Genomic DNA, 26,656 nt, shown 5'->3' with positions numbered 1-26,656 from the left:
GCCTACCTGCGCAGCCGCGCGAGCATGCGCTCGACATGGGCGACCGGCGTCTGCGGGGTGATGCCGTGGCCGAGGTTGAAGATATGCGGCAGGCCCGCGGTCGCCTCCAGCACGGTGTCAACCGCGGCGTCGAGGGCGTCGCCGCCGGCGATCAGCGTGTCGGGATGCAGGTTGCCCTGGGTCACCGTGGTGGCCGGCACGTGTCCGCGCAGGGCCTTCAGGTCCACGGCCCAGTCGACGCCGACGGCGTCAGCTCCGGTCTCGGGCACCACCCGGGCATGGCCGTCGAGGCCCGAGCCTCGGGCGAACACGATGATTTTTGCGCCCGGCACCTTTTCCCGGACGCCTGCGATCATCCGGGCGATCGGGCGGAGCGACCAGCGGGTCAGGGCGTCCGTCGCTGCATCGTCCGGCAGGGCGCTCTCGGTCACGTCGCCGACCGGCTCGACGACATCCCCGGACGCGGGCACGGCGCGCGGCAGGGTGCCGGCATGGGATTCGAAGATCTGCACCGCGTCGGCGCCGGCTTCGAGCTGGCGGACGAGATACGCGGTCTGCACCGTGACGAGGCGGTCGATCAGGCTGTCGACCAACGCGGTGTCGCCCTCGGCGAGCGCCCGGGCCGGGGCGAGGTCCGGGGTGCCGCGGCCGCCGATCATGTAGCTCGCCACCGTCCAGGGCGCGCCGCAGAAGCCCAGCAGGGTGGTCTCATTGGGCAGTTCGGCACGCAGCCGCTTCACCGTCTCGAAGACCGGAGCCAGGTGCGAAAAGATCGCCGGATCGCCGGCCTCGCGCAGCCGCCCGAAGGCGTCGCGGCCGTCCAGGGGATCGAGACGGGGCCCCTCGCCCTCGACGAAGCGCACGTCCTGGCCCAGCGCATGGGGGACGACCAGGATGTCCGAGAACAGGATCGCCGCGTCGAAGCCGAAGCGGCGGATCGGCTGCAACGTCACCTCGACGGCGAAGTCCGGGTTGTAGCAGAGGTCGAGGAAGGAACCGGCCTCGGCCCGGCTCGCCCGGTATTCGGGCAGGTAGCGGCCGGCCTGGCGCATCATCCAGGCGGGGGGCGGTCCGATCGCCTCGCCGTCGAGGACGCGCAGCACCGTCCGCTCGGACTGGCCTTCGGACATGCGCTCCGTCCCCGTCATCGTCGCTCCCATCCCGTATCCGTCACCCGGCATGCCTGTCGGCGGCCGCCCTGTCGAGTCGAGGCGCGCCGGATCCCCACACAGGCCCCTCTCGAAAAGAAAAGAGAGATTCTGAGACTCTGTTTTTTCTATTGGAGGGCCTCAACACGGTGGTGCAAGCGGGTCCACAGGCCGTCCCCGCCGCCGCGCCGTTAACGAGGCTTTAAAGGATTCGCTCCATATTGCGAGAACGGCCAAGTCCAACAGCGGCTTGCGAACGCCGAGTCCGGTACGCACCCCTGTTGCGTCCCGGATTCTCCCAGGCGCCCGGATTCCGCGTGCCCTTATGGCGGACCTGTGAATGGCGGAGTCGATAAAGCGCAGCCCCTGCGCCCTGGACCTGCCCGAAGCCGCATCCTATCCACACTCATCAACTCCCCTGGCGGCCGGCGGTGGATAACCCGATTGCCCGAGGCGAAGGAGACCGGATGGGCCGCAGCTACTTCCACCTCCACCTCGTCTCCGACTCCACCGGCGAGACGCTGATCAATGTCGGCCGGGCGGCGGCCGCGCAGTACGAGGGCGTCTCGGCGATCGAGCACGTCTATCCGCTGGTCCGCTCGGCGGCGCAGCTCGACCGGGTGATCTCGGAGATCCGGGCGGCCCCGGGCCTGGTGCTCTACACCCTGGTGGGCGGCGACCTCGGCGAGCGGCTCGAAGAGGTCGCCCGGGAGACCGGCTCGCCCTGCCTGTCGGTGCTGCGGCCGGTCCACGACCTGCTGCGCGCCTATCTCGGCGCCGAGACCACGGCCCGGCCGGGCGCCCAGCACATGCTCAACGCGGAGTATTTCAAGCGCATCGACGCGATGAACTTCACGCTGGCCCACGACGACGGCAACCTGCCCGAGGACCTGGAGGATGCCGACGTGATCCTGCTCGGGGTCAGCCGGACCTCGAAGACGCCGACCTCGATCTATCTCGCCAATCGCGGGCTCAAGACCACGAACCTGCCGCTGGTGCCGGGCATGCCGCTGCCGCCGGCGATCGAGCGGGCGCGCAAGCCCCTGGTGGTCGGCCTGTTCGCCTCGCCGGAGCGGATCGTGCAGATCCGGCAGAACCGGCTGTCGAGCCTCAACGCCGACGAATCCTCGATGTATGTCGACCGCTCGGCGGTGGCCGACGAGATCACCATGTCGCGCCGGCTGTTCACGAAGAACCGCTGGCCGACCATCGACGTGACCCGCCGCTCGATCGAGGAGACCGCCGCGGCGATCGTCGACCTCTACCGCGACCACCGCCTGAAGTTCATCGCGGACTGAGACAGGTCCGGGATCCCAAAGGGCAAGCCCTTTGGCGGGGATTGGGGCGGAGCCCCATGACTCCAGGGCTCTGCCCTGGACCCGCACAAGGTCTCGGACCTTGTGAAACCAGGACTTTTTCAGAGCGCGCGGATCAGGGCCATGCCGGCGATGAGGCCGAGCAGGCCGCCCGCCACCGAGACGCCCACGTAGAGGACGGCCAGGGCCGGCTCGCCGCGCTCGTACAGGCTGATCGCGTCGAGCGAGAAGGTCGAGAAGGTGGTGAAGCCGCCCAGGATCCCGGTGGTCAGGAACAGCCGCGCCGGGTGGCCGGCCGCGCCGCGCAAGGCGAAGCCCTCGGCCAGCACGCCCATGAGGAACGAGCCGAGCACGTTGATCACCAGGGTCGCGAGGGGAAACCCGAAGCCCGGCAGCAGCCGGGCCACAGCGACGTTGATGCCGTGGCGGACCCCGCCGCCGAGCCCGGCGCCGAGGATGACGATGAGGGTGTTGACCATGCCTGCCCTTCCTGTTCGGTCGGGCGGCGTCGGCACAGGGCCCCACCGCGGACGACCGGAGCGCCCGTGCGGTAGGAGCCATCAGCCCGGCATGAACGCCAGGCGGTTATCGGGGAGCTCCATCCCCATCCCGAGCAGATCTAGCGCAGGATGGGTCCGAGGGAAATCCGGGTCGGCGCCCGCGTTACTGGACGGCGGCGAAGTGGCTGCGCTGCTCGATCTGGGCGGCGTAGAAATCCTCGACGACCTCGCGGACCACCTCGGCCAGCTCGGTGCCGCGGTTCTCGTCCAGGTGGATGTCGCTGCCGACGCTGCGGCCGAGGGCGGCGCCGGCCGCGCCCGGGACCAGGCGCTCGTTGTAGCGCTGGTTCAGGCCCGAGACCGAGATGTAGTTGCTGCCGCCGAGCTCGGGGCCGTACTTGATCTTGATCTTCTGCTCGGTGTCGGTCCCGCGCAGCTTGGCGCACAGGCTGATGAAGTTGTCCTGGTCGATCTTGGCCTCGAGGCCGGTGATGCTGCCGTGAACGTTGTCCTCCTCGTTGAGGACCTCGGCCATCAGGTTCAGGACGTCGACCACCGGCTCGAGGGCGCGGCTGCCCTCCTCCAGCAGCTTCCTGCGGAAATCGTTGCTGCGGGCATCGGCATCCTGCAGCCGCGCGCGGAACCGGTCCTTGATGTCGTTGGTGCGGGTCACGGCGTTCCTCCCTGATGTTCGTTATGAGGCTTCGTTGTTCAGGAATCGAAGACTTCGAAGCGAAATCAGGTGACGCAAGACCGTGCAAAATATTGATGCCTGATGAGAACTTGAGCCGTTGCACAGGAATAGTACGTGCTCAAGTCCTGTGCAGTGATTTCAGGTCGCCGGCCCGTCGAGGGGAGCCAGGCGGTCCGGCCCGGGAGTGGTCGCTGAAAATTCGGGCCGCGACAGGGCGCGGGCGAGCGCAGGCAGGTCCGGGGCGGCGGCGCCCGCGGTTCCGAACACCGCCCGGTCGAGGGCGGCAAGCGGCGCCGCGAGTTCGGGCTGCGCCTGCCAGATCCGGGCGAGCGCCGGCGCTTCCCGGCGAGCCGTCTCCAGAGCGGCGCGGAACTCGGCCGGATCACCCGCGCGGGCGGCCCGGTTCAGGGCCCGGCGGGTGGCGGCGGAGAGGCGCAGGCGCGGACGGCCCGTGCCGTAACCGATCAGCGCCAGGCCGAGGCCGAAGGCGGCGAGCGCCGCGGCGGCGGCCACCACCGGCGACGGGATGGGCGGCGGCGCCCGGTCGCCCTCCCGGTCGGGCAGGCCGCCGCCGATCTGGCGGGCCGGGATCTCGGCCTCCCGCATGGTGCGGGTGTTGGTGTCGAACCACGGGATCGCGATGGCATCGAGGGGGATCACCTCGGGCACGCCGGGCTTCACGTCCCACTGGTAGGTCGCCCGGGCGACCGGCCCCGAGGGCGTCAGCAGGGTCTCGCGGGTGACCGGGCCGGCGAAGGTGAGGATGCCGCGGGTGCGCATCACCGGCCGAGGCGGCAGGCCCTCGGCGACCATGCCTTGGACCTCCAGGGTGACGATCCGCCTTGTGGTCTCGCCGAGCTTCACGGTCTCGGGATCCGGGCTCCAGGAATCGGTGACCGCCACGTCGCCGGCCGGCAGCCACCACGGCTCCTTGACGTCCGGACCGCCGCCGGGGGCGGTCCAGGCCGCCACCGGAAACGGGATCGGCTTCGAGCGCACCTCGACCACCCGCCGCTCGCCGACATCGTTGACCGTGAGCTTGTGGGTGAAGGGCTCGATGACGAAGTCGCCCGCATGGTGCGGGAACACCGCCACGGTGCGGTCGAACGCGATGGCGCTCTGGCCGTCCGGGAGCTTGGTCCGGCTCCAATGGTCCCGGCCGAGCTGCGTCCAGGAGAAGTTGGCGAGCGAGGGCTGGACGACCTCCTCCAGCAGGATCGGCTGCTTGTAGACCCCCCGGATCTTCAACAGCACCATCTCGCGGGCGAAGGGCGCGCTGTTGCCGTTGAACTCGGCGGTGACCGTGAGGCTGAGGTCGCCGGGCTCGATCTCGGCTTGGGCCGGGAGCGGGGCGAGGAGCGCGAGGGCCAGGAGCCAGCTCTGTCGCCTCCGGCTACGGGTTCCAGTGCTCCCGCATCGCGTTACGTCGGCTGCGACAGGCCCCCTCTCCCGTGCGGGAGAGGGTTGGGGTGAGGGACCAGGGTCTTCCGAAGAGGTCGCACCCCTCACCCTGTCCCTCTCCCGCACGGGAGAGGGGACCCGCGCCGCATCCAGAGACGCATGAGTCCGGTGGTTGCGACGGAGAGAAGCGCCGTATCCGAAAACGTCGCGCCGCCCCTCTCCCTCCCTGCTGCGCAGGGTACCCTCCCCCGCAGAGGGGGGAGGGAGGACGCGCGTCGGGCCTGCAAAGACGCGCGCCAAAATCCCAAAAACAATCACCACGGGTTGCTCCCGGCCGGGATGGCGGTGCCGGCTTCGACCCGGCGGGTCTGCTCGGCGCGCAGGCGCAGCTTGAGGAAGCGGCCCGGATCGTCCGGCAGGGTCTGGAGCCAGAGCCGGTCGGGGCGGATCTCGTGGGCCTCGAAGCTCTTCGTCACCCGGCGGACCTCGCGCTCGGGCGCCTCCGCGACCATGGCCGAACCCCCTCCGGTGCGTCCCCGCCCGGCCGCGTCGCCGGCCGAGCCCCGGGCCTGGCCCTTGCCGGCATCGATCGATTGCTGCTCGGCCTTGCCCCGGCGGGCGACCTTGCTGTTGCCGGGCAGCGAGGCGCTGGCGTTGGATTCCTTGTTGCCGGCCAGGCCCTCGCCGCTGGAGGCGGCGTTGATGTCGTTGTTCTGGTCCTGGTTGGCGGTGTTGTTGTAGCGGGCGCCATACTGCGCGGTGCCGTTGGCGATGCCACCGCCGGGGCCGCGGTCGATCACCTCGGCCTGCATCCGGGCGACCAGGGAGCGGTTGGCCTGCGCGTCGGCGTCGCGCGGGTCGAAGCGCAAGGCCTCGTCGTAGGCGGCGAGGGCCCCGTCGAGGTCGCCCGCCCGCGCCAGGGCGTTGCCGAGATTGTAGCGCGCCCGCTTTCCGCCGGTGCGGAACAGCGCGATCGCCTCGCCGTAGCGGCCGGCCTCGTACAGGGCGGCGGCGCGCCAGGCGGGATCGACGATCAGGTCGGCGGCGAGCCCGGGCAGGCCGAGGGCCATCAGCAGGCGACCGAACCCGGTGCGGGGCTGCGAGACGGCGAGCAAAGCCACGAGGCCGAGGCCGGCGAGCGCCAGCCCGGCCATCCGCGCGAACCGTCGCCAGCCGGCAGGCAGGCCAGCGCGGATCGGAAAGGCGAGGCCGGTCTTGGGGAGGTCGGTCTTGGGAAAAAACCGCTCCATCACGCGCTCCTGCGGAACAGGGCCAGGGCCGGCAGGGCCGCGAGCAGCAGCAGCCAGCGCCCGAGATCCGCGTAGGCCAGCACGCCGTAGCCGCCGGCCACGAGATGCTGGGCGGTCCCGGCCCCGACGGCGTCGAGCACTGGGCCAGGTTCGGCAATGTCGGCGACCCGACCGCCGCCGGCGCGCACGAGCGCATCCAGGCCGGCCCGGTCGGGTTTCGGGGCGCCGGGCGGCAGGGGCTTGTCGGCCGGGACGAACAGGGCCTGGAGGCGCCATCCGCGATCGGCCAGAGCCCGGGCCTCCCGGTCGGCCGCCGCGCCGATGCCGTCGCCGTCGGTGATCAGCACCACGTCGGCCGCGACCACGTCGGCCTCCGCCAGGGTGCGGCGGGCCAGCGCCAACCCGCGCTCGGGATGGCTGCCGCGATCCGGCACGGTGTCGGCGTCGAGGGCGAACAGGGTGGTGCCGAAGCTGTCCCGGTCGGTTGTCGGCGAGGCGGCGAGGTAGGCGTCGCCGGCATAGACGACGAGCGACACGGCCCGGGTGCCGGCGGCCTCGGCGATCGCGGCGGCGGCCTGCCGGACACCCTGGAGGTTGCCGCCCTCCGTGACCGAGCGGGAGAGGTCCAGGACGATCACGGTCTCGTCGAGGTTGCGGAAGGTCGCGGTATCCTGGCGCTCCACCGCCGGCCCGGTGAGGGCGAGGGCAATCGCCCCGGCCGCCAGGGCGGCGGCCCGGTTCGCCTGCCGTTTTCCGCCGAGCACGGCGCCGGCGCGGGCGAGATGGGCCATCAGCGCCGGATCGACCGCCCGCCCCCAATCGCCCAGCGGCGCCGCCCGCCAGGCGGCGCGGAGCGCCAGCAGGGCCACGACCGGGATCGCCAGGAACCACCAGGGGCGCAGGAACGCGAAGGCGTCGAGGGCGCTCATGCGGGCTGTCCTCCCGCCCGCATCCTCATCCTGAGGTGCTGCGCAGCAGCCTCGAAGGAGGCCTCCAGGGATCGCGCGGCCGGCTGGAGCGCTCCTTCGAGGCCGCTGACGCGGCACCTCAGGATGAGGGCGTGGGTTGGGGAGGTGGTGTTCGGATGCCTCATACCCCCCTCCGGGTCGCCAGCAACGCCGCGGCGGCGGCGAGCGCTAAGGCGGCGGGCCAAGGCCAAAAATCCCGGCGCAGCGGCAGCGGTGGGGCGAGGGCGCGACCGCCTTCCAGCCGGTCGATGGCGTCGGCGACCCGGACGAGGTCGTCGGTGGTGCGGACGCGGAACGCCTCGCCGCCGCTGGCCTGGGCCATGTCGCGCAGGGTCTCGGTGTCGACCACGTCCTGCTCGCCGTCAGCATCGGCCATGTCGCGGGGGCCGAGCGCGATCGTGTAGATCTTGATGCCCAGTTCCTTGGCCAGGGCGGCCACGTCCTTGGGGGCGGTCTGGCCGGCATTGTTGGCGCCGTCCGAGAGCAGGATCACCGCCTTCGCCGAGGGCGCGGCCGCGCCGTCGCCGTTCGTCGCGGGGTCCTTCGGATCGAGCCGGCGCAGGGCGAGCCCGAGCCCGTCGCCGATGCCGGTGGAGCGGCCGCTGATGCCGATGGTCGCCTCGTCGAGGGCGCGGGCGACCGCGGCGGTGTCGAAGCTCGGGGCCGCGGCCACGTAGGCCTGGTCGGCGAAGATCACCAGGCCGATCCGGTCCCCGGCCCGGCGCCGGATGAAGTCGGTGCCGACGCGCTTGACCGCGGTGAGGCGGTTCACGGTCTCGCCGTCCAGCGCGAAATCCCGCCGCTCCATCGAGCCGGACAGGTCCATGGCGATCATGATCTCCCGGCCGGAGGCGGGGAGCGCGGCGGCCGGCATCACCAAGCGCGGGCCGGCGAGCGCGATCACCAGGGCCGCCCACAGGATCCAGACCAGGGCGGCGCGGCGGCGGCCCCGTGCGGCGAGGTCGGCGCCGGAGCGCGCCGTGCCGACCAGGGTCCCGGGCACCAGCAGGGCGCCGCTGCCCCCCTCCGGCTCGGCCGGGAGCAGGCGCGCGGCGAGCAGCGGCAGCGGCAAGGCCAGCATGATCCAGGGCACCGCGAAATCGAAGGCCGAGAGCTGCGCGGCGAGCCAGGCGGGGAGGAGGCCGCTCATGGCCGCAACCGTCCGATCAGGCGGCCCAGCTCGGCGTCGAGCCCGTCGAGGTCGGGCGTCTGGCGCCGGTAGAGCCCGTCGGCCAGGACCCGGCCGGACCCTCGCGTGAAGAAGTCGGTGGCCAGGAGCGCGTCGAGGCGTGTGGCCCAGGCCGCGCCGGTTTCCCGGGCGGCTTCGTCCCCCGCGAGCGTCCGGGCGAGGCGGCGCAGCAGGCGGGCCTGGGCCACGAGCCGGGACTCCGGATCAAGGGCGCGGGTGCCGGCGAGCTCGGCCAGCGCCGCCCGGCGCAGGCTCGCCCGGGCCCGGCCGCGCAGATAGCGAACGAGCCCGACCAGCAGGGCGGCGAGGAAGCCCAAAGCGGCCGCCGCGACGATCTCGCCCTGCACCGCCCCGGCGGCGCCCCCGGGCAGGTGGAGGCCACGGAGCTGATCGAGGGACGGGGCGATCGCGACGGGATTCATCGCGCCGAGCCCGGACGGCGAAGATGGGTTCCGGCCTCACAGCACCGCATCGAGGCGCTCCATCAGCGGCGCGTAGGCCTCGGGGCCGGCCTCGACGTCGAGGCGCACTCCGGCGATGCCCCGGCGGGCATAATCGGCGAGCCGGGCCTCGGCGGTCTCGCCCGGCAGCACCGCCGGGAGCGCGGTCCCCCGCCGGCCATCCGCCAGGGCGAAGGGATAGAAGCCCGGCGGGCGGGTGCGCTCGAAGGCGTCGCTCACCAGGATCAGCCGGATCGCGACCCGCTCGGCCAGCAGGGTCAGCGTCTCGTCGAAGCCCGGGCCGGGGGCATCGAGGGCGCTGGCGATGACCAGGTGGCCGCCGGCCGGCAGAAGGCTGCGGGCCAGTCCGAGGGTCGATTCCAGGGGCGCGTCGGACCCGGCGGCGCCGGCCGTCTCGAGGGCGTTCGCATGCGCCTGGGCCAGGGCTCCGGTCACCGCGATCATGGCGCGCTCGCCGCCGGCCGGCCGCAGCACCGTGGGCGCGCCGGAGCCCGCCACCGCGAGGCCGACCCGGCCGCCATCGGCCGCCACCCGCCAGCCGAGCAGCGCCAGGGCCTCGGCGGCGGCCACCGAGCGCAGGGCCCGGCGGGTGCCGAACAGCATCGCGGGCCGGAAATCGGCGAGCAGCACCACGGCGCGGTCGCGCTCGTCGTGATGGGTGCGTACGTGCAGCTGCCCGGTGCGCGCGGTGGCGTTGCGGTCGATGAACCGGCGATCGTCGCCTTCGGACCAGAGCCGCACATCCTCCGGCTCGGAGCCACGCCCGCGCCGCTTCGTGACGATGCCGCCGGGCAGGCCCGCCAGCGTCCGGGTCGCGGGCGCCGCGCCCCGCCGGGCGAGGTGGCGCAGGCCCATCAGCGCCTCGCCCGAGAGATGGATGCCGTTCATTTGGGATGGGGCGGATCCCATGCCCTCCCCTCCCCCCGCGGAGGGGCGAGGGGATGGGCGGTGCGCTTTTCCGAACCCAAACACCCTCAGAGCGCCCGCACCCGCTGCACCAGCTCGCCGACCAGGCCGCGGGCGGTCTTGCCTTCGGCCGCCGCCCGCCAGGTCAGGCCGATACGGTGGGAGAGCGCGTCCCGGGCGAGTTCGGTGACGTCCTCCGGGGTGACGTGGTCCCGGCCGCGCAGCCAGGCCCGGGCCTTGCCGGCCATCATCAGCGCCAGGGTGCCGCGCGGCGAAGCGGGGTGCTCGATCATCGCCCGCAGGTCCGGGGCCGCCGCGTCGGTGCGGGTCGCCGCCACCAGGCGGACCAGGTAATCCTTGAGCGCCGGCGACACGTAGGTGGCGAGCGCAGCCTCCCGGGCGGCGCGGACGTCGGCGAGCGACAGGCGCACCGGCATGGCCTCGACATGGTGGGTGATCTCGCCCTCCACGAGGTCGAGGATCGCCCGCTCGGTGGCCTCGTCGGGCATCTCGACCACGACATGCAGCAGGAAGCGGTCGAGCTGCGCCTCCGGCAGCGGGAAGGTGCCGGCATGCTCGATCGGGTTCTGGGTCGCCACGACCATGAACGGATCGGCGAGCGGGTGGGTTTGCCCGGAGACCGTAATCTGCCCCTCGGCCATCGCTTCGAGCAGGGCCGACTGGACCTTCGGGGGGGCCCGGTTGACCTCGTCCACCAGCACGAGGGCGTGGAACAGGGGGCCTTGCAGGAACTCGAAGCTGCCGCTGTCCTGGCGCCAGACGGTGGTGCCGGTGAGATCGGCCGGCATCAGGTCCGGCGTGCACTGGATGCGCGCGAAGGAGCCGTCGAGCCCGTCGGCGAGCCGCTTGACCGCGCGGGTCTTGGCGAGACCGGGCGCGCCCTCGATCAGCAGGTGGCCGCCGGTCAGCAGCCCGATCAGCAGACGCTCGACCAGGCCGGTGCTGCCGATCAGGCCGCGCTCCAGCCCGTCACGGAGCGCCATGACCCGCCCGTGCAAGGCTGCATCCGGAGCGAGACCGGGCGGGCTTTCGGCGAGGGCGCTGCTCATGCGGGAAACGCTCGTGCGCGGAGAAAAACTCCTGCCGCGGGGGCCGCGTCCTGCATCCTGCACGTCTCCTCGGCCGGGTCCCGTCTTCTCAAGGGATCCTCAGGTTGCAGCCGGTGTGCCCGCTGCCCGGTAGGGCCGTCAATCCCGGTGGGTTCCCCCTTTGGTTGGGGCAGAGCATCATCCCGCAAGGCGGTCGCCGGCTTTCGGAAAAAGATGATGGAAAATCAAAAGCCTAGCGCGTCATCCTGGGTCCGATGCCCAGGACGACGCGCCAAGCTGGCCATGATGTCACGGTTTCGTCACCTCTCCGCTCGCAAGAGACCGGCATGACCAGCTACGCCGCCTTCCCCGAGGAACTGAAATCCGGCATCGGCCTGATCGTGGCCTTCGTGCTCGGCACGGCGATCGGGGCCGAGCGGCAGTACCGGCAGCGCACCGCCGGCCTGCGCACGGCGGTGCTGGTGGCGATCGGCGCCTCGGCCTTCGTGGATCTCGGCATGCGGCTCACCGGCCCGGACGGCGGGGTCCGCACGGTGGCCTACGTGATCTCCGGCATCGGCTTCCTGGGCGCTGGCGTGATCATGAAGGAGGGGATGAACGTGCGCGGCCTCAACACGGCCGCCACCCTGTGGTGCTCCGCTGCCGTGGGCGCGTTCTGCGGCGCCGACCTGCCGCTGGAGGCCGTATTCGTCACCGTCACGGTGCTGACCTGCAACACCGCGCTCCGCCCGCTGGTCAACGCCATCAACCGCGCGCCGATCCGCGAATCCTCGACCGAGGCGACCTACGAGGTCCAGGTGACCACGGCGCCGGGCGAGGCCGGACCCGCCCAGGACCTGCTGGTCGAGCGCCTGGAGGCGGCGAACTATCCGGTCAGCAACGTCGAAGTGGAGGAGCGCGGCGAAGGCGCGGTCGACGTGGTCGCGACGCTCACCGCCAGCGCCGTCAAGGCGGACGAGCTGGATGCGGTCACGGCCGATCTCGCCAAGGCTCCGGGCATCCGCCACGCAACCTGGTCGGTCCAGACGGCCGATTGATCTTTTTGGGATTTTTGCCGCTGGGCCCGCGTCACCGCGAAGGGTGCCGACGAGTCCCAGTGGGAGCTTGTCGATGTCGCGATCACGCTCGAACGACCGTTTCAGGCGACGGATCCCCTCATTTCTCCCCTCATCCTGAGGGGCCGGGCGATCGAAGATCGTTCGGCCTCGAAGGAGGCCTTCAGGGATTGCGCGGCCGGCTGGAGGGCTCCTTCGAGGCCCGCTGGCGCGGGCACCTCAGGATGAGGTCAAGGGTCGGAAAGACGGGTCGAACAGGCTTGGAGAACCAGCCGGTCCCGTCAGCGCGGCGGGGCGAGGGGCCGGGTGCGGCGCTCGATCACCACGGTCGGGCGGGTGCGGCGCTCGACCACGACGGTGCGGGGCGCCCGGCTCGGGCTCGCATGGGTCAGGATCCGCTCCGGCACGCGCTCCGGCTTGGCCTTCTTGGCTGCCAGGACGTGCGGGCGGACCTCGTCGGCCGGCAGACCGATCAGGCCCGCGGCGATCTCGACCTGCTGCTCGACATCGTCGGACAGGTCCTGGGCGGCGGCGACCGCCTCGTTCACCGTCGGCGGCTCGCGGCGCACGCGGATCGGCGGCAGGTCGGCGAAGCTCTTCTGCGTCTTCTTCACGGGGCGACTCGCGGTCATCATGGGCAAGACATAGCGCCTTCCCGGCGGGTTGTGCAGTGCATCAAAATCGGCGGCCGCCCGTCCCGGGAACATGCCTCACCACGGAACCTGAGCATCAGGCATGCCAGCGGCTCGTTTCTCCAGGGCGGAAATCATCCGGCCGGCCGCCGGCATCGCGCTGCGGCATAATAGCGCGCGCCCGCGCCGGACGCCACACGGAGATCGCGATCGGCTCCCGAGCCACCCGGCGAACGCGCCGAGCCGCCGCCCGACCGCGGGGTGCTGCCTTTCGGAAAGGGCGGATGCGTTAAGCTCACCGCCATGACCGAATCGCTCGATCCCCGCCTCACCCCGGCGCGCCCGGACGTCGCCGACCTGCGCCTGCGCGGCCGGGTCACGGCCGCGCGCTTCGTCGCCGCCACCCCGCGCCGGGTGGTCGCCCCGGTCGCACCGCTGCGCCGGGCGCCCGCTCCAGAAGCCGGGCTCGACACCGAGGCTTTGCTCGGCGACGCGGTCGATCTCTACGCCGAGCAGGACGGCTTCGCCTTCGTGCAGCTCGGCCGGGACGGCTATGTCGGCTACCTGCCCGCCGCCTGCCTCGGCCCGGCGGATCCCGAGCCGAGCCATCGCGTCACGGCGTTGCGCACCTTCCTGTATCCCGAGCCGGACCTGAAGCGGCCGGTGCGCGGGCATCTCAGCCTGGGCGCGCGCCTCGTGGTCACCGGGGAGACGGGGGCCTACCTGGAGACGCCCGGCGGCTACGTCTATGCGAGTCACTGCGCTCCGCTGGCGCAGCACGAGCCGGACTACGTCGCCACGGCCGAGCGGCTCATCGGGATTCCTTATCTCTGGGGCGGCCGCACCAGCCTCGGGCTCGACTGCTCCGGCCTCGTGCAGCTCTGCCTCGACGCCGGCGGCTTGCCCTGCCCCCGCGACGCCGACATGCAGGAGCGGTCTTTAGGCCACGCGCTGCCCCTCGCCCTCGACGGATTGCGCCGGGGCGACGTCGTGTTCTGGCGCGGCCATGTCGGGCTGATGCGCGACGCCGAGACGCTGATCCACGCCAACGGCCACCACATGGCCGTGGCGGTCGAGCCGCTGGCCGGCGCGGTCGCCCGGATTCGCGAGAACAGTTTCGGCGCCGTGACCGGAATCCGAAGACTCTAGATCACGGATTGGGGCGCCCGGGTCCAAATTGCGCGGCAAACGTGCTACAGAGGCGCTCCGCGGTCGTCTTCCTGCCCGGTTCGCAGTCCAGGACCGTTGACAGGACAGCCCCGCCCTCGCCACATCGCCCCCATGACCGCAGACCTCGCGTCCCTCGCGCCCGTTCAGGGCACCACCGGCAAGCCGCCGCTGGAGATCCTGCTCTGTGCCCCCCGCGGCTTCTGCGCCGGCGTGGTGCGGGCTATCGACGTGGTCGAGCGGGCACTCGCCCTCTACGGACCGCCCGTCTATGTCCGGCACGAGATCGTTCACAACAAGTACGTGGTCGAGAGCCTGAAGCGGAAGGGCGCCGTGTTCGTGCGCGAACTCGACGAGGTGCCCGATAGCGGCGCCCCGGTGATCTTCTCCGCCCACGGCGTCGCGAAGACCGTGCCGGCCAACGCCGATTCCCGCGGCCTCACCACCATCGACGCCACCTGCCCGCTGGTGACCAAGGTCCACCGCGAGGCTGAGATCCACCATAAGCGCGGCCGCCACGTGCTGCTGGTCGGCCATTCCGGCCACCCCGAGGTGGTCGGCACCATGGGCCAGCTGCCCAAGGGCTCGATCACCCTGGTGGAGGATCTGGACCAGATCCAGGCCCTGACCCCCGAGAATCCCGACAACCTCGCCTGGGTCACCCAGACGACCCTGTCGGTTGACGACACCCGCCACATCGTCGAGGCGCTCAAGAAGAAGTTCCCGAACATCACCGGGCCGCACAAGGACGACATCTGCTACGCCACCACCAACCGCCAGGAGGCGGTGAAGCAGGTGGCCCCGCTTGTGGACGCCCTGATCGTGGTCGGCTCCTCGAACTCCTCGAACTCGCAGCGCCTGCGCGAGGTCGCCGAGCGCGTCGGCTGCCCGATCACCCGCCTGGTGCTGCGCGCCGAGGAGATCGACTGGCCGGCCTTCGAGGGCATCCGCAAGCTCGGCCTCACCGCCGGCGCCTCGGCCCCCGAGGTGCTGGTCGAGGAGATCATCGAGGCCTTCGCGGCCCGCTACGACGTGATCGTCGACACGGTCTCGACGGTGGTCGAGGACATGGTCTTCCCGCTGCCGCGCGAATTGCGCAGCGAAGCCGCCGAGTAGGCCCCAGGATCCAGCCTCCCCTCAAAGGGGGCTTATCCCATTCAACCCCCTCATCCTGAGGTGCTGCACAGCAGCCTCGAAGGAGGTCTCCAGCTGGCCGCGCGATCCCTGGAGGTCTCCTTCGAGGCCTCCGCTGCGCTCTGGCACCTCAGGATGAGGGGGTGTGTCGGAAGACCGGGATCGTCTGGACGGTACGACCGCTCGGCGATCTTGACCCCAAAAGAATCCCGAACCCGAGCGCGATCACGTGGCCGTCTACACCGAGGTATCCGACGCGGCGCTCTCTGAGTTCCTGTCTGCCTACGACATCGGCAGCCTGCTCTCCTTCAAGGGCATCGCCGAGGGCGTCGAGAATTCCAACTTCTTCCTGCACACCACCCAAGGCTCCTACATCCTGACCCTCTACGAGAAGCGGGTGCGGGAGGGCGACCTGCCGTTCTTCATCGGGCTGATGGAGCACCTCTCGGCCCGGGGCCTCGCCTGCCCGCAGCCGGTGCGGGACCGGGCCGGCACGGCGCTCGGCCAGCTCTGCGGACGGCCTGCCGCCATCGTCAGCTTCCTGGAGGGCGTCTCGGTCAAGACGCCCGGCGTCGGGCATTGCCGGGAACTCGGCCGGGCGCTGGCCGAACTCCACGCCGCCGGCGCCGATTTCGGGATGGTGCGCGCGAACAGCCTCTCGGTGGCCTCCTGGCGACCGCTCTTCGCCCAGGCCGAGGCCCAGGCCGATTCGGTTGAGCCTGGGCTGGCGGAGCGCACCCGCGCCGACCTCGCGCTGCTCGAAGCCGCCTGGCCCCAAAATCTGCCGGGCGGGGTGATCCACGCGGACCTGTTCACCGACAACGTGTTCTTCATCGGCGATGCCCTGTCGGGGCTGATCGACTTCTACTTCGCCTGCACGGACGCCTTCGCGTACGACCTCGCGATCTGCCTCAACGCCTGGTGCTTCGAGGCCGACGGCCGTTTCCACCGGGACATGGCGGCGGCCCTGATTGACGGCTACGAGGCGGTGCGGCCGCTGGAGCCCACGGAGGTCGCGGCCCTGCCGATCCTGTGCCGGGGCGCGGCGCTCCGCTTCATGCTGACCCGCCTGGTCGACTGGCTGAACGTGCCGCCGGGCGCCCTGGTGAAGCCCAAGGATCCGCGAGAGTTCGATCGCCGGCTGACGTTCCACCGCCAGGCGCAGGACGCGCGGGATTACGGGCGGCAGGCCTGAGGATGGAATGAGCGACGACGTGACCGAGACCGCGGCCGAGCCGACGCGGGTGAAGATCTACACGGACGGCGCCTGCTCGGGGAATCCCGGCCCGGGCGGCTGGGGCGCGATCCTGATCTTCGGCGACACCCAGAAGGAGCTCTCGGGCGGCGAGGCCTTCACCACCAACAACCGCATGGAGATCCTGGCGGCGATCGAGTCCCTGGAGGCACTCAAGCGGCCTTGCCGGGTCGATCTGTTCACGGACTCCCAGTATCTGCGCCAGGGCATCACCAGCTGGATCCACAACTGGAAGGCCCGGGGCTGGCGCACCGCCGACAAGAAGCCGGTGAAGAACGAGGACCTCTGGCGCCGGATCGACACGGCCAACGCCCGCCACGAGGTGGCCTGGCACTGGGTCAAGGGCCATGCCAGCGACCCGCTGAACAACCGGGTCGACGCGCTGGCCGTGGCCGCGATGCTGCCGTTCAAACGGCGCTGAGATTAGGGTTCCCAAAGGGCTCAGCCCTTTGGCGGGGTTAGGGGCTCTGCCCCACAGGCACTAAGATATCCATCGCCTATGGTAATGGGCGGCTTGTTGTCGTTTGCGCTTTGGGTTGGGGATGCGTGTTTGCAGATCGGCGGACGGTCGTGTGAGCTGGATCAGGCTAAGCGCCGGAGCGATCGCCAGGCGGGCGATCTCAGCGCGGACAGCCAGAGTGGTGCGGGCCGGGGATGGATGGCGAGCATCAACGAGCCCTCCTGGCAGACCGGCGGCGCACATCTTCGAACCGCCAAGCATAGGCTTTGATCAAGCGTAGGCTTTGATCGCCCGACGTGCCACATCCCAACGACGTTCCGCATCCAGACAAGCCCCGCGGAGGCGCAGCCCGAGCGTTTCCGCTCAGAACAACCCGTCGATCTGCCCATCGGCATCCAACCGGATCGTGTCGGCGGCAGGCACCCGGGGGAGGCCCGGCATGGTCATGATCTCCCCGCAGATCGCCACCACGAAGCCCGCGCCCGCCGAGAGGCGGACGTCGCGCACGCCGACGACGTGGCCCTCGGGGGCGCCCATCAGGCTCGGGTCGGTGGAGAACGAGTACTGGGTCTTGGCCATGCAGATCGGCAGGTGGCCGTAGCCGTCCTTCTCGAAGGTGGCGAGCTTGCCCGCCGCCTTGCTCTCGATCTGGATGTCGGCGGCGCCGTACAGCTTGGTGGCGATCGCCCGGATCTTTTCCGTGAGCGGCGCCTCGGTCTCGTAGGCGTAGCGGAGCGGCGCCGGCTCGGCGGTGGCGAGCTGCACCACGGCCCGGGCCAGATCCTCGGCGCCGGCGCCGCCCTCGGCCCAGTGGCGGCAGGTGATCGCCTCGACGTCGAGGCGCTCGCGGCACAGCTCCTTGAGCCGGGCATGCTCGGCATCCGTGTCGGCGTAGAAGTGGTTGACCGCCACCACGACGGGCAGACCGAAGCCGCGCAGGTTGGTCACGTGCCGGGCGAGGTTGGCAAACCCCTTCTCCAGGGCGCCGATATTCTCGGATCCGAGGCTCTTCTTGTCGACGCCGCCATGCATCTTGAGCGCTCGGATCGTGGCCACGACCACGACCGCCGAGGGGGTCAGGCCGGCCTGCCGGCACTTGATGTCGAGAAATTTCTCCGCGCCGAGATCTGCGCCGAACCCGGCCTCGGTCACCGTGTAGTCGGCGAGCCGCAGGCCGGCCCGCGTGGCGATCACCGAGTTGCAGCCATGGGCGATGTTGGCGAACGGGCCGCCGTGGATCAGCGCCGGGTTACCCTCCAGCGTCTGCACCAGGTTCGGCTGCAGGGCGTCCTTGAGCAGCACCGTCATGGCGCCGGTGGCCTTCACGTCCTTGAGGGTGACGAGCTTGCGGTCGCGAGTCTCGGCGATGACGATCCGGCCGAGGCGCTCCTCCAGGTCGGCGAGATCCTTGGCGAGGCAGAACACCGCCATCACCTCGGAGGCGACCGTGATGTCGAACCCGTCCTCCCGGGGGAAGCCGTTGGCGACGCCGCCGAGCGACTGGTTGATCTGGCGCAGGGCCCGGTCGTTCATGTCGACCACCCGGCGCCAGTGGATCCGGCGCACGTCGATGTTGAGCTCGTTGGCCCAGTAGACGTGGTTGTCGATCAGTGCCGCCGCGAGGCTGTGGGCCGACGTGATGGCGTGGAAGTCGCCGGTGAAGTGCAGGTTGATCTGCTCCATCGGCACGACCTGCGCCTTGCCGCCGCCGGCCGCCCCGCCCTTCATGCCGAAGCAGGGCCCGAGCGACGGCTCGCGCAGGCAGATCATGGTCTTCTCGCCGATGCGGTTCAGGGCATCGCCGAGGCCCACCGTGGTGGTGGTCTTGCCCTCGCCCGCGGGCGTCGGGGAGATCGCCGTCACCAGCACGAGCTTGCCGGGCTTCTGGCCTTCCAGCCCGGCGATGTAGCCGTGGTCGAGCTTGGCGATGTGCTTGCCGTAATTGTGCAACGCCGCATCCGGGATGCCGAGCGTCTCCGCGACCTGCGCGATCGGCTTCAGGGTCGCGGCGCGGGCGATCTCGATATCTGACGGCATGGGCGTTCCTCCCTGGCTCTGCGGGCACGGCGCCCGCCCACCCGCCGACTGTTATCGTACGGGGATCTTGCCTCGCGGTGTCCTGCCTGCGCCGGTCTCGCGCGGACGCGGTCGCACGGCGAGGCCGCCCGACGAGCAGCGGCAGCACTGTGCGTCAAACCGGACGAAAATGCCCGTCGATTTTTATGAGCCGGCCGACAAATTAGTCTTGCCGGCGCGGAGAGGATGGGCCCCCCGGAGGCGGCTGCCGGGAGCCGTCAGCCCCCGGACTTCTTGGCCTTGTCGGCGGAGCCCGGGGCCTCGTGCGGCTGGGGGGCGCCCTTGGGCAGTTCCGGGTTCTCGGCGTTGTGCGGGGCGGCAACCGGTGCCGGCGTGGTCTCGGCGGTGGCGGTCGGCTTCTCGATCTCGGGCAAACCGTCCTTCAGCTTGTCGTTGATCTGGGCGAGGTCGTCCGGCTCGGGGTTCAGGTCCTTGGCGTGCTGCCACTGGAACTTGCCCTCGAGGCGCCGGCCCGCACGCCAATAGGCGTCGCCGAGATGGTCGTTGATGGTCGGGTCGCCGGGCTTCAGCTCGACCGCCTTCTCCAATTCGCGCACCGCGTCGTCCCAGCGGCCGAGGCGGTAATAGGCCCAGCCGAGGCTGTCGACGATCATGCCGTCCCGGGGGCTGGCATCGGCGGCCTGCTGCAGTAGCCTGAACGCCTCGTCGATGTTGATCTTCTGGTCGACCCAGGAATAACCGAGGTAGTTCATCACCTGCGCCTTGGCGGCCGGCTGGCTCGCGGGCACCAGGGACAGGGCCTTCTTCAGGTCGGCCTCGGCCTTGGGCCATTGCTTGGCGCGCTCGTAGGCGGTGCCGCGGAAGTAGAAGGTCGTCCAGTAATTCGCCAGCGGCCGGTCGCCGATCAGGTCGATGGCGCGGGTGTAGGTGGCGGCCGCCTCCTCGTATTTCTTGCGCGCCCGCTGGACGTTGCCCAGCGCGGTGATCACGTCGATGTCGTCCGGATGCGCCTTCATGGCGGCGTCGAGATGGGCGAGCGCCTCGTCACCCTTGCCCATCTGCTCGAGGTTGAGGCCGATCTGGATGTCGGCGTTGAGCTTGAGCGGCGAGGTCGCGGGGATCTGCGCGTAGGCCTCGTTGGCCCGCTCGGTCTGCTTCATCCGGTCGAGGGTGTCGGCGAGCGTCAGCCGGGCCAGCGCGTGGTCCGGGGCGAGGTAGAGTGCCAGACGCAGGTAGATCACCGCGGGCAGCTCGTCCCCTTGCGTCGAGCCCGCCGAGCCCAGCCCGTACAGCACCTCGGCAGCGCCCTCCTGGGCGGTGCCGATCAGCCGGGTCAGGGGCTTGCCGTCCTTGAGCTTGTCCAGGGCGTCGCGCACCAGCGGGTGGCGGGGCGAGAGCTGGTCGAAATCGGAATAGGCCTGGATCGCCAGATCGGTGCGGCCGAGGCTGGCCTCGAGCCGGGCATAGGCGTCGACGATCCGCAGGGTGTTGCGGTCGGCCTCGTAGGCGGCCTTGAGCCGCCGCTCGGCCTCGGCGTTGTCGCCGATCACCGCGGCGATCAGGCCGGCATGGTAGTCGCGGAAGGTGTTGTAGTAGCGCTCACCCCGAAGCTTGTTGACCGTCTCCAGCGCCTTCTTGCCGTCGCCGGCGCCGGCATACGACCAGGCCGTCAGCAGGGTCGCGGTCAGGTCGGTGGCCGCACCCCGGCCGCTCCTGGAAAAATTCTGGCGGGCGGCGGCCCACTGGCCGGCCTTGATCTGGCGCACCCCGAGGGAGAGGTTGGCGAGGCCGTTGGTCGGATCGCGCGCGATCAGCTTCTCGGCGGCCCGGAACGCGTCCGGCAGGGCGCCGTCGGCCAAGAGCGAGATGAAGGCGCGCTCGACCAGCTCGGCGTTGCGCGGATCGGCCTTGACCGCCTCACGGTAGAAGCTCGCCGCCGCCGCCGTGTCCCGGGCGGCACCCGCGATGTAGGCGGAGAGGAAGTTGCCCTCCAGGGATTCGGCGGGCTCGTATTCGAGAAGCGGGGCCGACTCGCGCGGCTGGGCGGCCAGAACGATCTGAGGCAGGCCGGCGGCGAGCATCAGGGCGAGCGCCGAGACGCTCCGGCGGGCGCGTGTTGTCATCATGAACCGGTCGCGGCTCCTGGGCGCCGGCCCGATGAGGGCCGGGCGCGAGAATGGCGGGGCGTCCCCGAAAATCGCTGGGGACACTGGACTCATCCCGCCAGCCCCGCAAGGCGAAAGGATGGCGCGGGGGGCTGTCGGGGTCAGGCGGGCTCGGTAGCCGTCGTCCTCGGACTCGTGCCCTTCTGTCAGGCTCGCACCCTCGCGGGCCCTCGTCGCTTGCTGCGACAACGCTGCCGCCCGCGGCGAGCAGATCGGACAGAGTTTTGCTGGGAAGCATCCCTGGAAGCGTATTCGTCGCGAGGCTGGGCACGCGCACAGGGATATCGAGACCGGCAATCTCTCACGCGGCTTCCGCAAGCTTGAGTTTCAGACGGGCCGAGGCAGCCGGGTCGAGTTTGCGCAACGGCTCGATGAGGACCCGCGGTGCGAGAAAGCCGGTCTGATGCTCGGTCAAGATCGCTACAGCGCGCGCCCGTAAGTCGCGCTCGACACCCGCGCGATCCTGCCGGAGTCCTCGCGCCTACGCCGTCTCGGAATCAACGTGGCGCGTCATACCTCGCCTCTTGCTTCAACTCTTGCATCGTTGTGGCTGGTCCGTCTCCACCGTTAAGCTCGGGGCATGCACCTCATCTACTTGGACGAATCCGGCAACACCGGCGCCCGCAAGGATCCCGATCAGCCGATTCACCTCATCGCGGCCCTGTGTGTCCACGAGTCCCGGATTCGCGCGATCGAGATGGCCGTCCGGGAAATCGTAAAGGCCCGCTTCGGCGTCCTGGTTCTGACGGAGGGTTTCGAATTGCATGCCGCCGACCTGTACGGCGGCAACGGCTTCTTCAAGGGGATCAGGCCAGACCAACGGATCGGTTGCATCCACGATATCCTGGATGCCCTCGCGACGCACGACGTGGCGGTCCTGTGGGCGGCCGTGGACAAGATGAAGCTCCATTCCAGCCGCCATCCACATCGCATGGCATTCCTGTTCTTAGTCGAGCGCCTGGAAGATTGGCTGAGTCGCGCCGAGCCGAAACTCGGGCTGCTGGTCGCCGACGAGAATAAGGAAATCGAGCAGAAGCTGATCGACGATCTTGAAATCTTCAAGCTGAGCGGCACCAATATGGGCTGGCGGCCGACCCAGATCAGTTCGATCGTGGACTCGATTCATTTTGTCCAATCGACAAATAACCGACTCATCCAATGCGTCGATATTGTCGCGTACTTTTCACTGAAATATTATCGACAGGAACAGAGGCTGATCCAGGATTTCCGGGTCGCTAGTCTGACCAACGTTCCCTGGCCGACATGGCGTGAAGCGCAACTCGATGCCGCGCCCAGCAAGAAGGCAATCCATCAGATCGGACGAAAGCTCGACGCCCTGACGGTCGGACGAAAAGTGTTTCCCTGAAAAAACGGGGGTCAACCGGCGCGCCGTCCCGTGGGAGGCGCCGGGGCTCGGTGACCCAAACCCGCTGCCGGCTGATAGCGAAAATATGGGTCCGCCCGCCTGTCCTGTCAAACGAACAGGGGGCGCGCGAGACGGCCGATAGGTATCGGCCCCCCTCACATATTCGGATAGTTCGGCCCGCCCGGTCCCTCCGGCGTCACCCAGTCGATGTTCTGGTTCGGGTCCTTGATATCGCAGGTCTTGCAGTGGACGCAGTTCTGCGCGTTGATCTGGTAGCGCACGCCGTCGCTGGCGGCGGCGTCCTCGACCCATTCATAGACGCCGGCCGGGCAGTAGCGGCTTGAGGGGCCGCCGTAGATGTCGTGCTCGGAGTGCTTCTGCAGCTCCATGTCCCGGACCTTGAGGTGCGGCGGCTGGTCCTCCTCGTGGTTGGTGTTCGAGAGGTAGACCGAGGAGAGCCGGTCGAAGGTCAGCTTGCCGTCGGGCTTGGGGTAGGTGATCGGCGTCACCTCCGAGAGCGGCTTGAGGCAGGCATGGTCCGGCTTGCCGTGCTTGAGCGTGCCGAACAGCGAGGTGCCGAGCAGGCTGGTGGTCCACATGTCGATGCCGCCGAGCCCGACGCCGACCAGGGTGCCGTAGCGCGACCAGAGCGGCTTGACGTTGCGCACGGCCTTGAGGTCCTGCCCGATCGGGCTGTCGCGCCAGCCGGCCTCGTAGGCGGTGAGTTCGTCGCCGGCCCGGCCGGCCTTCAGGGCGTCCGCGATGGCGTCGGCCGCCTGGATCCCGGACAGGACCGCGTTGTGCGAGCCCTTGATCCGCGGCACGTTGACGAAGCCCGCCGAGCAGCCGACCAGGCAGCCGCCCGGGAAGACCAGCTTGGGCACCGATTGCCAGCCGCCCTCCATGATGGCGCGGGCGCCGTAGCCGATGCGCTTGGCGCCCGCGAAGGTGTCGGCGATCATCGGGTGGGTCTTGAAACGCTGGAACTCCTCGAACGGCGACAGGGTCGGGTTCTCGTAGTTCAGGTGCGTGACGAAGCCGACCGAGAGCAGGTTGTCGTCGAAATGGTAGAGCCAGGAGCCGCCGCCGGCCTTGTTGGGCAGGGGCCAGCCCATCGTGTGGCGCACCAGCCCCGGCTCGAAGGTGGAATCCGGCAGCTGCCAGAGCTCCTTCACGCCGAGCCCGTATTTCTGATGGTCGCTGTGCCGGTTGAGGGAAAAGCGCTGGACCAGGCCCTTGGTCAGGTTGCCCCGGGCGCCCTCGCCGAACACCGTGTACTTGCCGCGCAACTCCATGCCGCGGGTGTAGTCGTCGCGCGGCTCGCCCGACTTGCCGATCCCGAGATCGCCCGTGGCGATGCCCGCCACGGCGCCGGATTCGTCGAACAACACCTCGGAGGCCGGGAAGCCCGGATAAATCTCGACCCCGAGCGCCTCGGCTTGGACGCCCAGATACTTGCAGACGTTCGACAGCGAGCCGACGAAGTTGCCGTGGTTCGACATGAGCTTGGGAAAGAACACGTTCGGCAGGGTGACGCCGCTGTTCTTGGTCAGCATCATGAACTCGTCGCGCCGGACCTCGGTCTTCAGCGGACGCTCCGGATCGGTGCGCCAGTCCGGCACCAGCAGGTCGAGGCCGTTCGGGTCGATCACCGCGCCCGACAGGATGTGGGCGCCGACCTCGGAGCCCTTTTCCACCACGACGACGGAAATCTCTTCGCCGATCTCGGCCGCGCGCTGCTTCAGGCGGATCGCGGTGGCGAGCCCTGCCGGGCCGGCGCCGACCACGACTACGTCGAAATCCATGCTTTCGCGTTCGGGCAGCGCCATCGTCGAGCCTCCTGTTTTCTTGTCGCTATGCCCGATCCGTTGCCGGGTGGGCATGATGTTCTGCCGTCTCAAGCGATTCCAAGCTAGAAAGGCAAGGTGCTGAGGCCCGGACTTGAGCGAACGCTCCCCTATGCCGCATGGGTGGGGCCTGCGGACGGGGGCGGGGCGACTCGGCGGTTCCCTTCGGGCGCGGCACGGCGCGGGGAGCCGCGCCGTTCGGTCACGCAAGTCCTTGTCGTCGAGCGGGTTTCAAGAGTTGTCCACAGGCATCGAGCGCCCCACATGCTGATCAGCATGCCGAGCCCCAACGACGCGCAAGCCGACCTCATCGCCTATCTCGATTTCCACGTGGAGGCCGGCGCCGACGCGGCTCTCGATGAGCAGCCGCATGACCGCTTCGGCGAGGCCGACACGCCGGCCCCGACCCTGCGGGCACCCCGTCGCCCGGCCGCGGCGCCCCGACCCGTGGCCCAGCCGAACAGCCTCGTGCCGCCCCCGGGCTCGCCCCCGCCGGCGGCGCCGGCCCGGACCTTCGGGCGGGCGGCGAGCGCCCAGCCGGACGAGGCGGCGATCGACGCCCGCGCCCGGGCGCGCGAGGCCAAGAGCCTCGACGAACTCGAAAAGATCCTGGCGGATTTCGACGCCTGCCCGCTGCGCTTCACCGCCAAGAACCTGGTCTTCGCCGATGGCAATCCGGAAGCCCGGGTGATGTTTCTCGGCGAGGCGCCGGGGGCCGACGAGGACCGGATCGGCAAGCCGTTCATGGGCCGCTCGGGCCAGCTCCTCGACAAGATGATGGCGGCGGTCGGCCTCGACCGGACCAGCGCCTATATCGGCAACATCGTGCCCTGGCGGCCCCCGGGCAACCGCAACCCGACCCCCCAGGAGGTGGCGGTCTGCCGGCCATTCGTGGAGCGCCAGATCGAGCTGGTCGATCCGGAGGTGATCGTGTGCCTCGGCGCTCCCGCGACCCAGACCCTGACCGGCACCAAGGACGGCATCCTGCGCACCCGCGGCCGGCTGTTCCCGTACAAGCTGCCGACCCGCGAGGCGAAACTTCTGGCGACGCTCCATCCGGCCTTCCTGCTGCGCCAGCCGGTGCAGAAGCGCCTGGCCTGGCGCGATTTCCGGGCTCTGCGCGCCCTGCTCGACGGAAAAGCTTGACCGTGGGCGCGGAACCGGGCGTTCCCTCCCGTCATTAAAGCTTCGTCCCGAACGGTGTCTGCCGGCTTTCGGACACGAGGCGATGCACAGTTAGGACCGCGCCCTGCTGCGCGGCATGCAGGGCGGGACCATGCGCTGGGACGATCTACGCAGCTCCGACAACGTCGAGGATCGCCGCGGTGAGGGCGGCGGCGGTGGCGGCATGGGCTTCCCGGGCGGCGGCGCGGGCGGGCTCGGGATCGGCACCATCGTGGTGCTGCTGATCATCAGCTACTTCACCGGCATCAACCCGGCGATCCTGATCGGCGGCGCCCAGCAGATCGGCGGCCGCGGCGGCAGCCAGCAGGAGCAGCAGGCCGATCCGCAGACCCAGGCGAAGCGGCGCCAGGCCCCCACGGACGAGAGCGGCCGGTTCGCGTCAAAAATCCTGGGCAACACCGAGGACGTGTGGAGCCAGATCCTGCCGCAGCAGACCGGCAAGCAATACACCCCGACCACCCTGGTGCTCTACACCGGCGGCACCCGCTCGGGCTGCGGCTCGGCCCAGGCGGCCATGGGGCCGTTCTACTGCCCGCTCGACAAGAAGGTCTATCTCGATACCGGCTTCTTCAAGGAGATGGCGACCAAGTTCGGCGTGAAGGGCGATTTCGCCTACGCCTACGTCATCGCCCACGAGGTCGGCCACCACGTCCAGGACGTGCTCGGCATCCTCGGCAAGGTCCAGGCCCGCCAGCAGCAGGCGTCGAGCAAGACCGAGGCGAACGCCCTGTCGGTGCGGATCGAGCTGATGGCCGATTGCCTCGCCGGCGTCTGGGCCAAGAACTCCAACGACAAATACGCCGAGCTGGAGCAGGGCGACATCGACGAGGCCCTGAACGCCGCCGCCCAGATCGGCGACGACTCGCTTCAGAAGCGCTCGCAGGGCTACGTGGTGCCGGATTCCTTCACCCACGGCTCCTCGGCCCAGCGCCAGCGCTGGTTCACCGCCGGCTTCAAGAGCGGCCAGACCAAGGCCTGCGACACGTTCCGGACGGCGAACAACTGAGACGGCTGTTCGAGCCACCTCCCCGGTTCTGAAGGAGCTTGGTCCGGCGAGAGATGCGCTCTCCCCATCTCTCTGCACGGGCTACGCGGGTTTGAGGCGCAGGCGCTCTTGGCAGGCCGCGACGCGCCCCCTCTCCCGTGCGGGCTAGCGGATTCACACATCGGGGTCGCAGGATACGCTGGAGACACCGCGGCTCTCCCTCCCCCCCTTGCGGGGGAGGGTGGCCCCCGAAGGGGGTCGGGAGGGGGGAGCGACGGTGCAAGACAAAGCTCCGGCCTGCCCGCCGGCGCTGCCTCCTCCGGACGCCGGGTTCCCCTCTCCCGACCCTCGCTGACGCGAGGCCCACCCTCCCCCGCAGAGGGGGGGCGGAGACGCTCTTGGGTCCGGCCTTCGTCTCCATCCGGCAACGATTGTTACACGTCGTAGCCCCACCTGGTGATGGGC

At 70.2% G+C, this 26,656-nt stretch carries 23 protein-coding genes and 1 riboswitch; of the genes, 9 read left to right on the top strand and 14 right to left on the bottom strand.

The features are described 5' to 3' along the window. Positions 1-2: 2 nt before the first annotated feature. Complete coding sequence (locus tag MKL20_RS01905; protein WP_409568096.1) at positions 3-1,160, bottom strand: uroporphyrinogen decarboxylase; 1,158 nt, start codon at positions 1,158-1,160, stop codon at positions 3-5. Between the two features lie 455 nt (positions 1,161-1,615). On the opposite strand from MKL20_RS01905, the gene MKL20_RS01900 reads away from it, so the two are divergent. Beyond that, positions 1,616-2,446: a pyruvate, water dikinase regulatory protein gene (locus MKL20_RS01900; RefSeq protein ID WP_058190745.1), complete on the top strand. Its 831-nt coding sequence runs from the start codon at positions 1,616-1,618 to the stop codon at positions 2,444-2,446. A gap of 119 nt (positions 2,447-2,565) precedes the next feature. Here MKL20_RS01900 and crcB read toward each other — a convergent pair whose 3' ends face one another. The 9 genes from crcB to MKL20_RS01855 all read right to left on the bottom strand — a co-directional run bounded on the left by crcB (position 2,566) and on the right by MKL20_RS01855 (position 10,903). After that, complete coding sequence (crcB, locus tag MKL20_RS01895) at positions 2,566-2,943, bottom strand: fluoride efflux transporter CrcB (RefSeq protein WP_244035249.1); 378 nt, start codon at positions 2,941-2,943, stop codon at positions 2,566-2,568. A gap of 65 nt (positions 2,944-3,008) precedes the next feature. Beyond that, positions 3,009-3,079: riboswitch (Fluoride riboswitch) on the bottom strand. A 48-nt stretch (positions 3,080-3,127) separates the two neighbouring features. Then, complete coding sequence (locus tag MKL20_RS01890) at positions 3,128-3,637, bottom strand: hypothetical protein (RefSeq protein ID WP_244035248.1); 510 nt, start codon at positions 3,635-3,637, stop codon at positions 3,128-3,130. Positions 3,638-3,796: 159 nt separating this feature from the next. Continuing rightward, positions 3,797-4,906 (bottom strand): hypothetical protein, encoded by a 1,110-nt coding sequence (locus MKL20_RS01885; protein ID WP_409568095.1) that lies wholly within the window; start codon positions 4,904-4,906, stop codon positions 3,797-3,799. A 467-nt stretch (positions 4,907-5,373) separates the two neighbouring features. Next, positions 5,374-6,309 carry a tetratricopeptide repeat protein gene (locus tag MKL20_RS01880; RefSeq protein WP_244035247.1) on the bottom strand — a complete coding sequence of 312 codons (936 nt, stop codon included), beginning with the start codon at positions 6,307-6,309 and terminating at the stop codon, positions 5,374-5,376. Beyond that, positions 6,309-7,238: a VWA domain-containing protein gene (locus MKL20_RS01875; RefSeq protein WP_244035246.1), complete on the bottom strand. Its 930-nt coding sequence runs from the start codon at positions 7,236-7,238 to the stop codon at positions 6,309-6,311. The genes MKL20_RS01880 and MKL20_RS01875 overlap by 1 nt, the downstream gene beginning before the upstream one ends. A 160-nt stretch (positions 7,239-7,398) precedes the next feature. Next, positions 7,399-8,427 carry a VWA domain-containing protein gene (locus MKL20_RS01870; RefSeq protein ID WP_244035245.1) on the bottom strand — a complete coding sequence of 343 codons (1,029 nt, stop codon included), beginning with the start codon at positions 8,425-8,427 and terminating at the stop codon, positions 7,399-7,401. Further along, on the bottom strand, positions 8,424-8,888 hold the full coding sequence (locus MKL20_RS01865; RefSeq protein WP_244035244.1) for a DUF4381 family protein: 465 nt from the start codon (positions 8,886-8,888) through the stop codon (positions 8,424-8,426). Before MKL20_RS01865 ends, MKL20_RS01870 begins: the two co-directional genes overlap by 4 nt. Positions 8,889-8,924: 36 nt before the next feature. Further along, positions 8,925-9,836 (bottom strand): DUF58 domain-containing protein, encoded by a 912-nt coding sequence (locus tag MKL20_RS01860; protein ID WP_409568094.1) that lies wholly within the window; start codon positions 9,834-9,836, stop codon positions 8,925-8,927. A gap of 65 nt (positions 9,837-9,901) precedes the next feature. Continuing rightward, entirely contained in the window at positions 9,902-10,903 is a 1,002-nt protein-coding gene (locus MKL20_RS01855) for an AAA family ATPase (RefSeq protein WP_244035243.1), read from the bottom strand. A 326-nt stretch (positions 10,904-11,229) separates the two neighbouring features. On the opposite strand from MKL20_RS01855, the gene MKL20_RS01850 reads away from it, so the two are divergent. Next, complete coding sequence (locus tag MKL20_RS01850) at positions 11,230-11,940, top strand: MgtC/SapB family protein (RefSeq protein WP_243969255.1); 711 nt, start codon at positions 11,230-11,232, stop codon at positions 11,938-11,940. Between the two features lie 299 nt (positions 11,941-12,239). Here the strand turns inward: MKL20_RS01850 and MKL20_RS01845 are convergent, their stop codons facing one another. Continuing rightward, positions 12,240-12,572: a hypothetical protein gene (locus MKL20_RS01845; RefSeq protein WP_244035242.1), complete on the bottom strand. Its 333-nt coding sequence runs from the start codon at positions 12,570-12,572 to the stop codon at positions 12,240-12,242. A gap of 321 nt (positions 12,573-12,893) precedes the next feature. Here MKL20_RS01845 and MKL20_RS01840 point away from each other — a divergent pair, with 321 nt between their 5' ends. The 4 genes from MKL20_RS01840 to rnhA all read left to right on the top strand — a co-directional run bounded on the left by MKL20_RS01840 (position 12,894) and on the right by rnhA (position 16,567). Then, positions 12,894-13,739 carry a C40 family peptidase gene (locus MKL20_RS01840; protein WP_244035241.1) on the top strand — a complete coding sequence of 282 codons (846 nt, stop codon included), beginning with the start codon at positions 12,894-12,896 and terminating at the stop codon, positions 13,737-13,739. Positions 13,740-13,871: 132 nt separating this feature from the next. After that, positions 13,872-14,873: a 4-hydroxy-3-methylbut-2-enyl diphosphate reductase gene (ispH, locus tag MKL20_RS01835; RefSeq protein WP_244035240.1), complete on the top strand. Its 1,002-nt coding sequence runs from the start codon at positions 13,872-13,874 to the stop codon at positions 14,871-14,873. Positions 14,874-15,120: 247 nt separating this feature from the next. Continuing rightward, positions 15,121-16,086 (top strand): homoserine kinase, encoded by a 966-nt coding sequence (gene thrB, locus MKL20_RS01830; RefSeq protein ID WP_244035239.1) that lies wholly within the window; start codon positions 15,121-15,123, stop codon positions 16,084-16,086. A gap of 7 nt (positions 16,087-16,093) precedes the next feature. Further along, positions 16,094-16,567 carry a ribonuclease HI gene (rnhA, locus tag MKL20_RS01825; protein WP_244035238.1) on the top strand — a complete coding sequence of 158 codons (474 nt, stop codon included), beginning with the start codon at positions 16,094-16,096 and terminating at the stop codon, positions 16,565-16,567. Between the two features lie 402 nt (positions 16,568-16,969). Here rnhA and MKL20_RS01820 read toward each other — a convergent pair whose 3' ends face one another. Next, positions 16,970-18,643, bottom strand: coding sequence for a formate--tetrahydrofolate ligase (locus MKL20_RS01820; RefSeq protein WP_244035237.1), 1,674 nt, complete (start codon positions 18,641-18,643; stop codon positions 16,970-16,972). Positions 18,644-18,900: 257 nt separating this feature from the next. Further along, a complete protein-coding gene (locus MKL20_RS01815) occupies positions 18,901-20,769 on the bottom strand; it encodes a tetratricopeptide repeat protein (protein ID WP_244035236.1) in 1,869 nt (622 codons plus the stop codon). Between the two features lie 619 nt (positions 20,770-21,388). On the opposite strand from MKL20_RS01815, the gene MKL20_RS01810 reads away from it, so the two are divergent. Then, positions 21,389-22,174 carry a DUF3800 domain-containing protein gene (locus MKL20_RS01810; protein ID WP_244035235.1) on the top strand — a complete coding sequence of 262 codons (786 nt, stop codon included), beginning with the start codon at positions 21,389-21,391 and terminating at the stop codon, positions 22,172-22,174. A 155-nt stretch (positions 22,175-22,329) separates the two neighbouring features. Here the strand turns inward: MKL20_RS01810 and MKL20_RS01805 are convergent, their stop codons facing one another. Then, entirely contained in the window at positions 22,330-24,003 is a 1,674-nt protein-coding gene (locus MKL20_RS01805) for an electron transfer flavoprotein-ubiquinone oxidoreductase (RefSeq protein WP_244035234.1), read from the bottom strand. Between the two features lie 282 nt (positions 24,004-24,285). Between MKL20_RS01805 and MKL20_RS01800 the strand changes: the two genes are divergently transcribed. Both MKL20_RS01800 and MKL20_RS01795 read left to right on the top strand, forming a co-directional pair. Then, positions 24,286-25,167 (top strand): uracil-DNA glycosylase family protein, encoded by an 882-nt coding sequence (locus MKL20_RS01800; RefSeq protein WP_243969238.1) that lies wholly within the window; start codon positions 24,286-24,288, stop codon positions 25,165-25,167. 130 nt (positions 25,168-25,297) lie between these two features. Beyond that, complete coding sequence (locus MKL20_RS01795) at positions 25,298-26,212, top strand: neutral zinc metallopeptidase (protein ID WP_244035233.1); 915 nt, start codon at positions 25,298-25,300, stop codon at positions 26,210-26,212. Positions 26,213-26,656 lie beyond the last annotated feature (444 nt).

It is taken from the genome of Methylobacterium sp. E-066, assembly GCF_022829635.1.
GTDB lineage: Bacteria > Pseudomonadota > Alphaproteobacteria > Rhizobiales > Beijerinckiaceae > Methylobacterium.
Note: the sequence above shows the minus strand (reverse complement) of the source record. Positions and strands in the feature narration are given on the sequence as shown.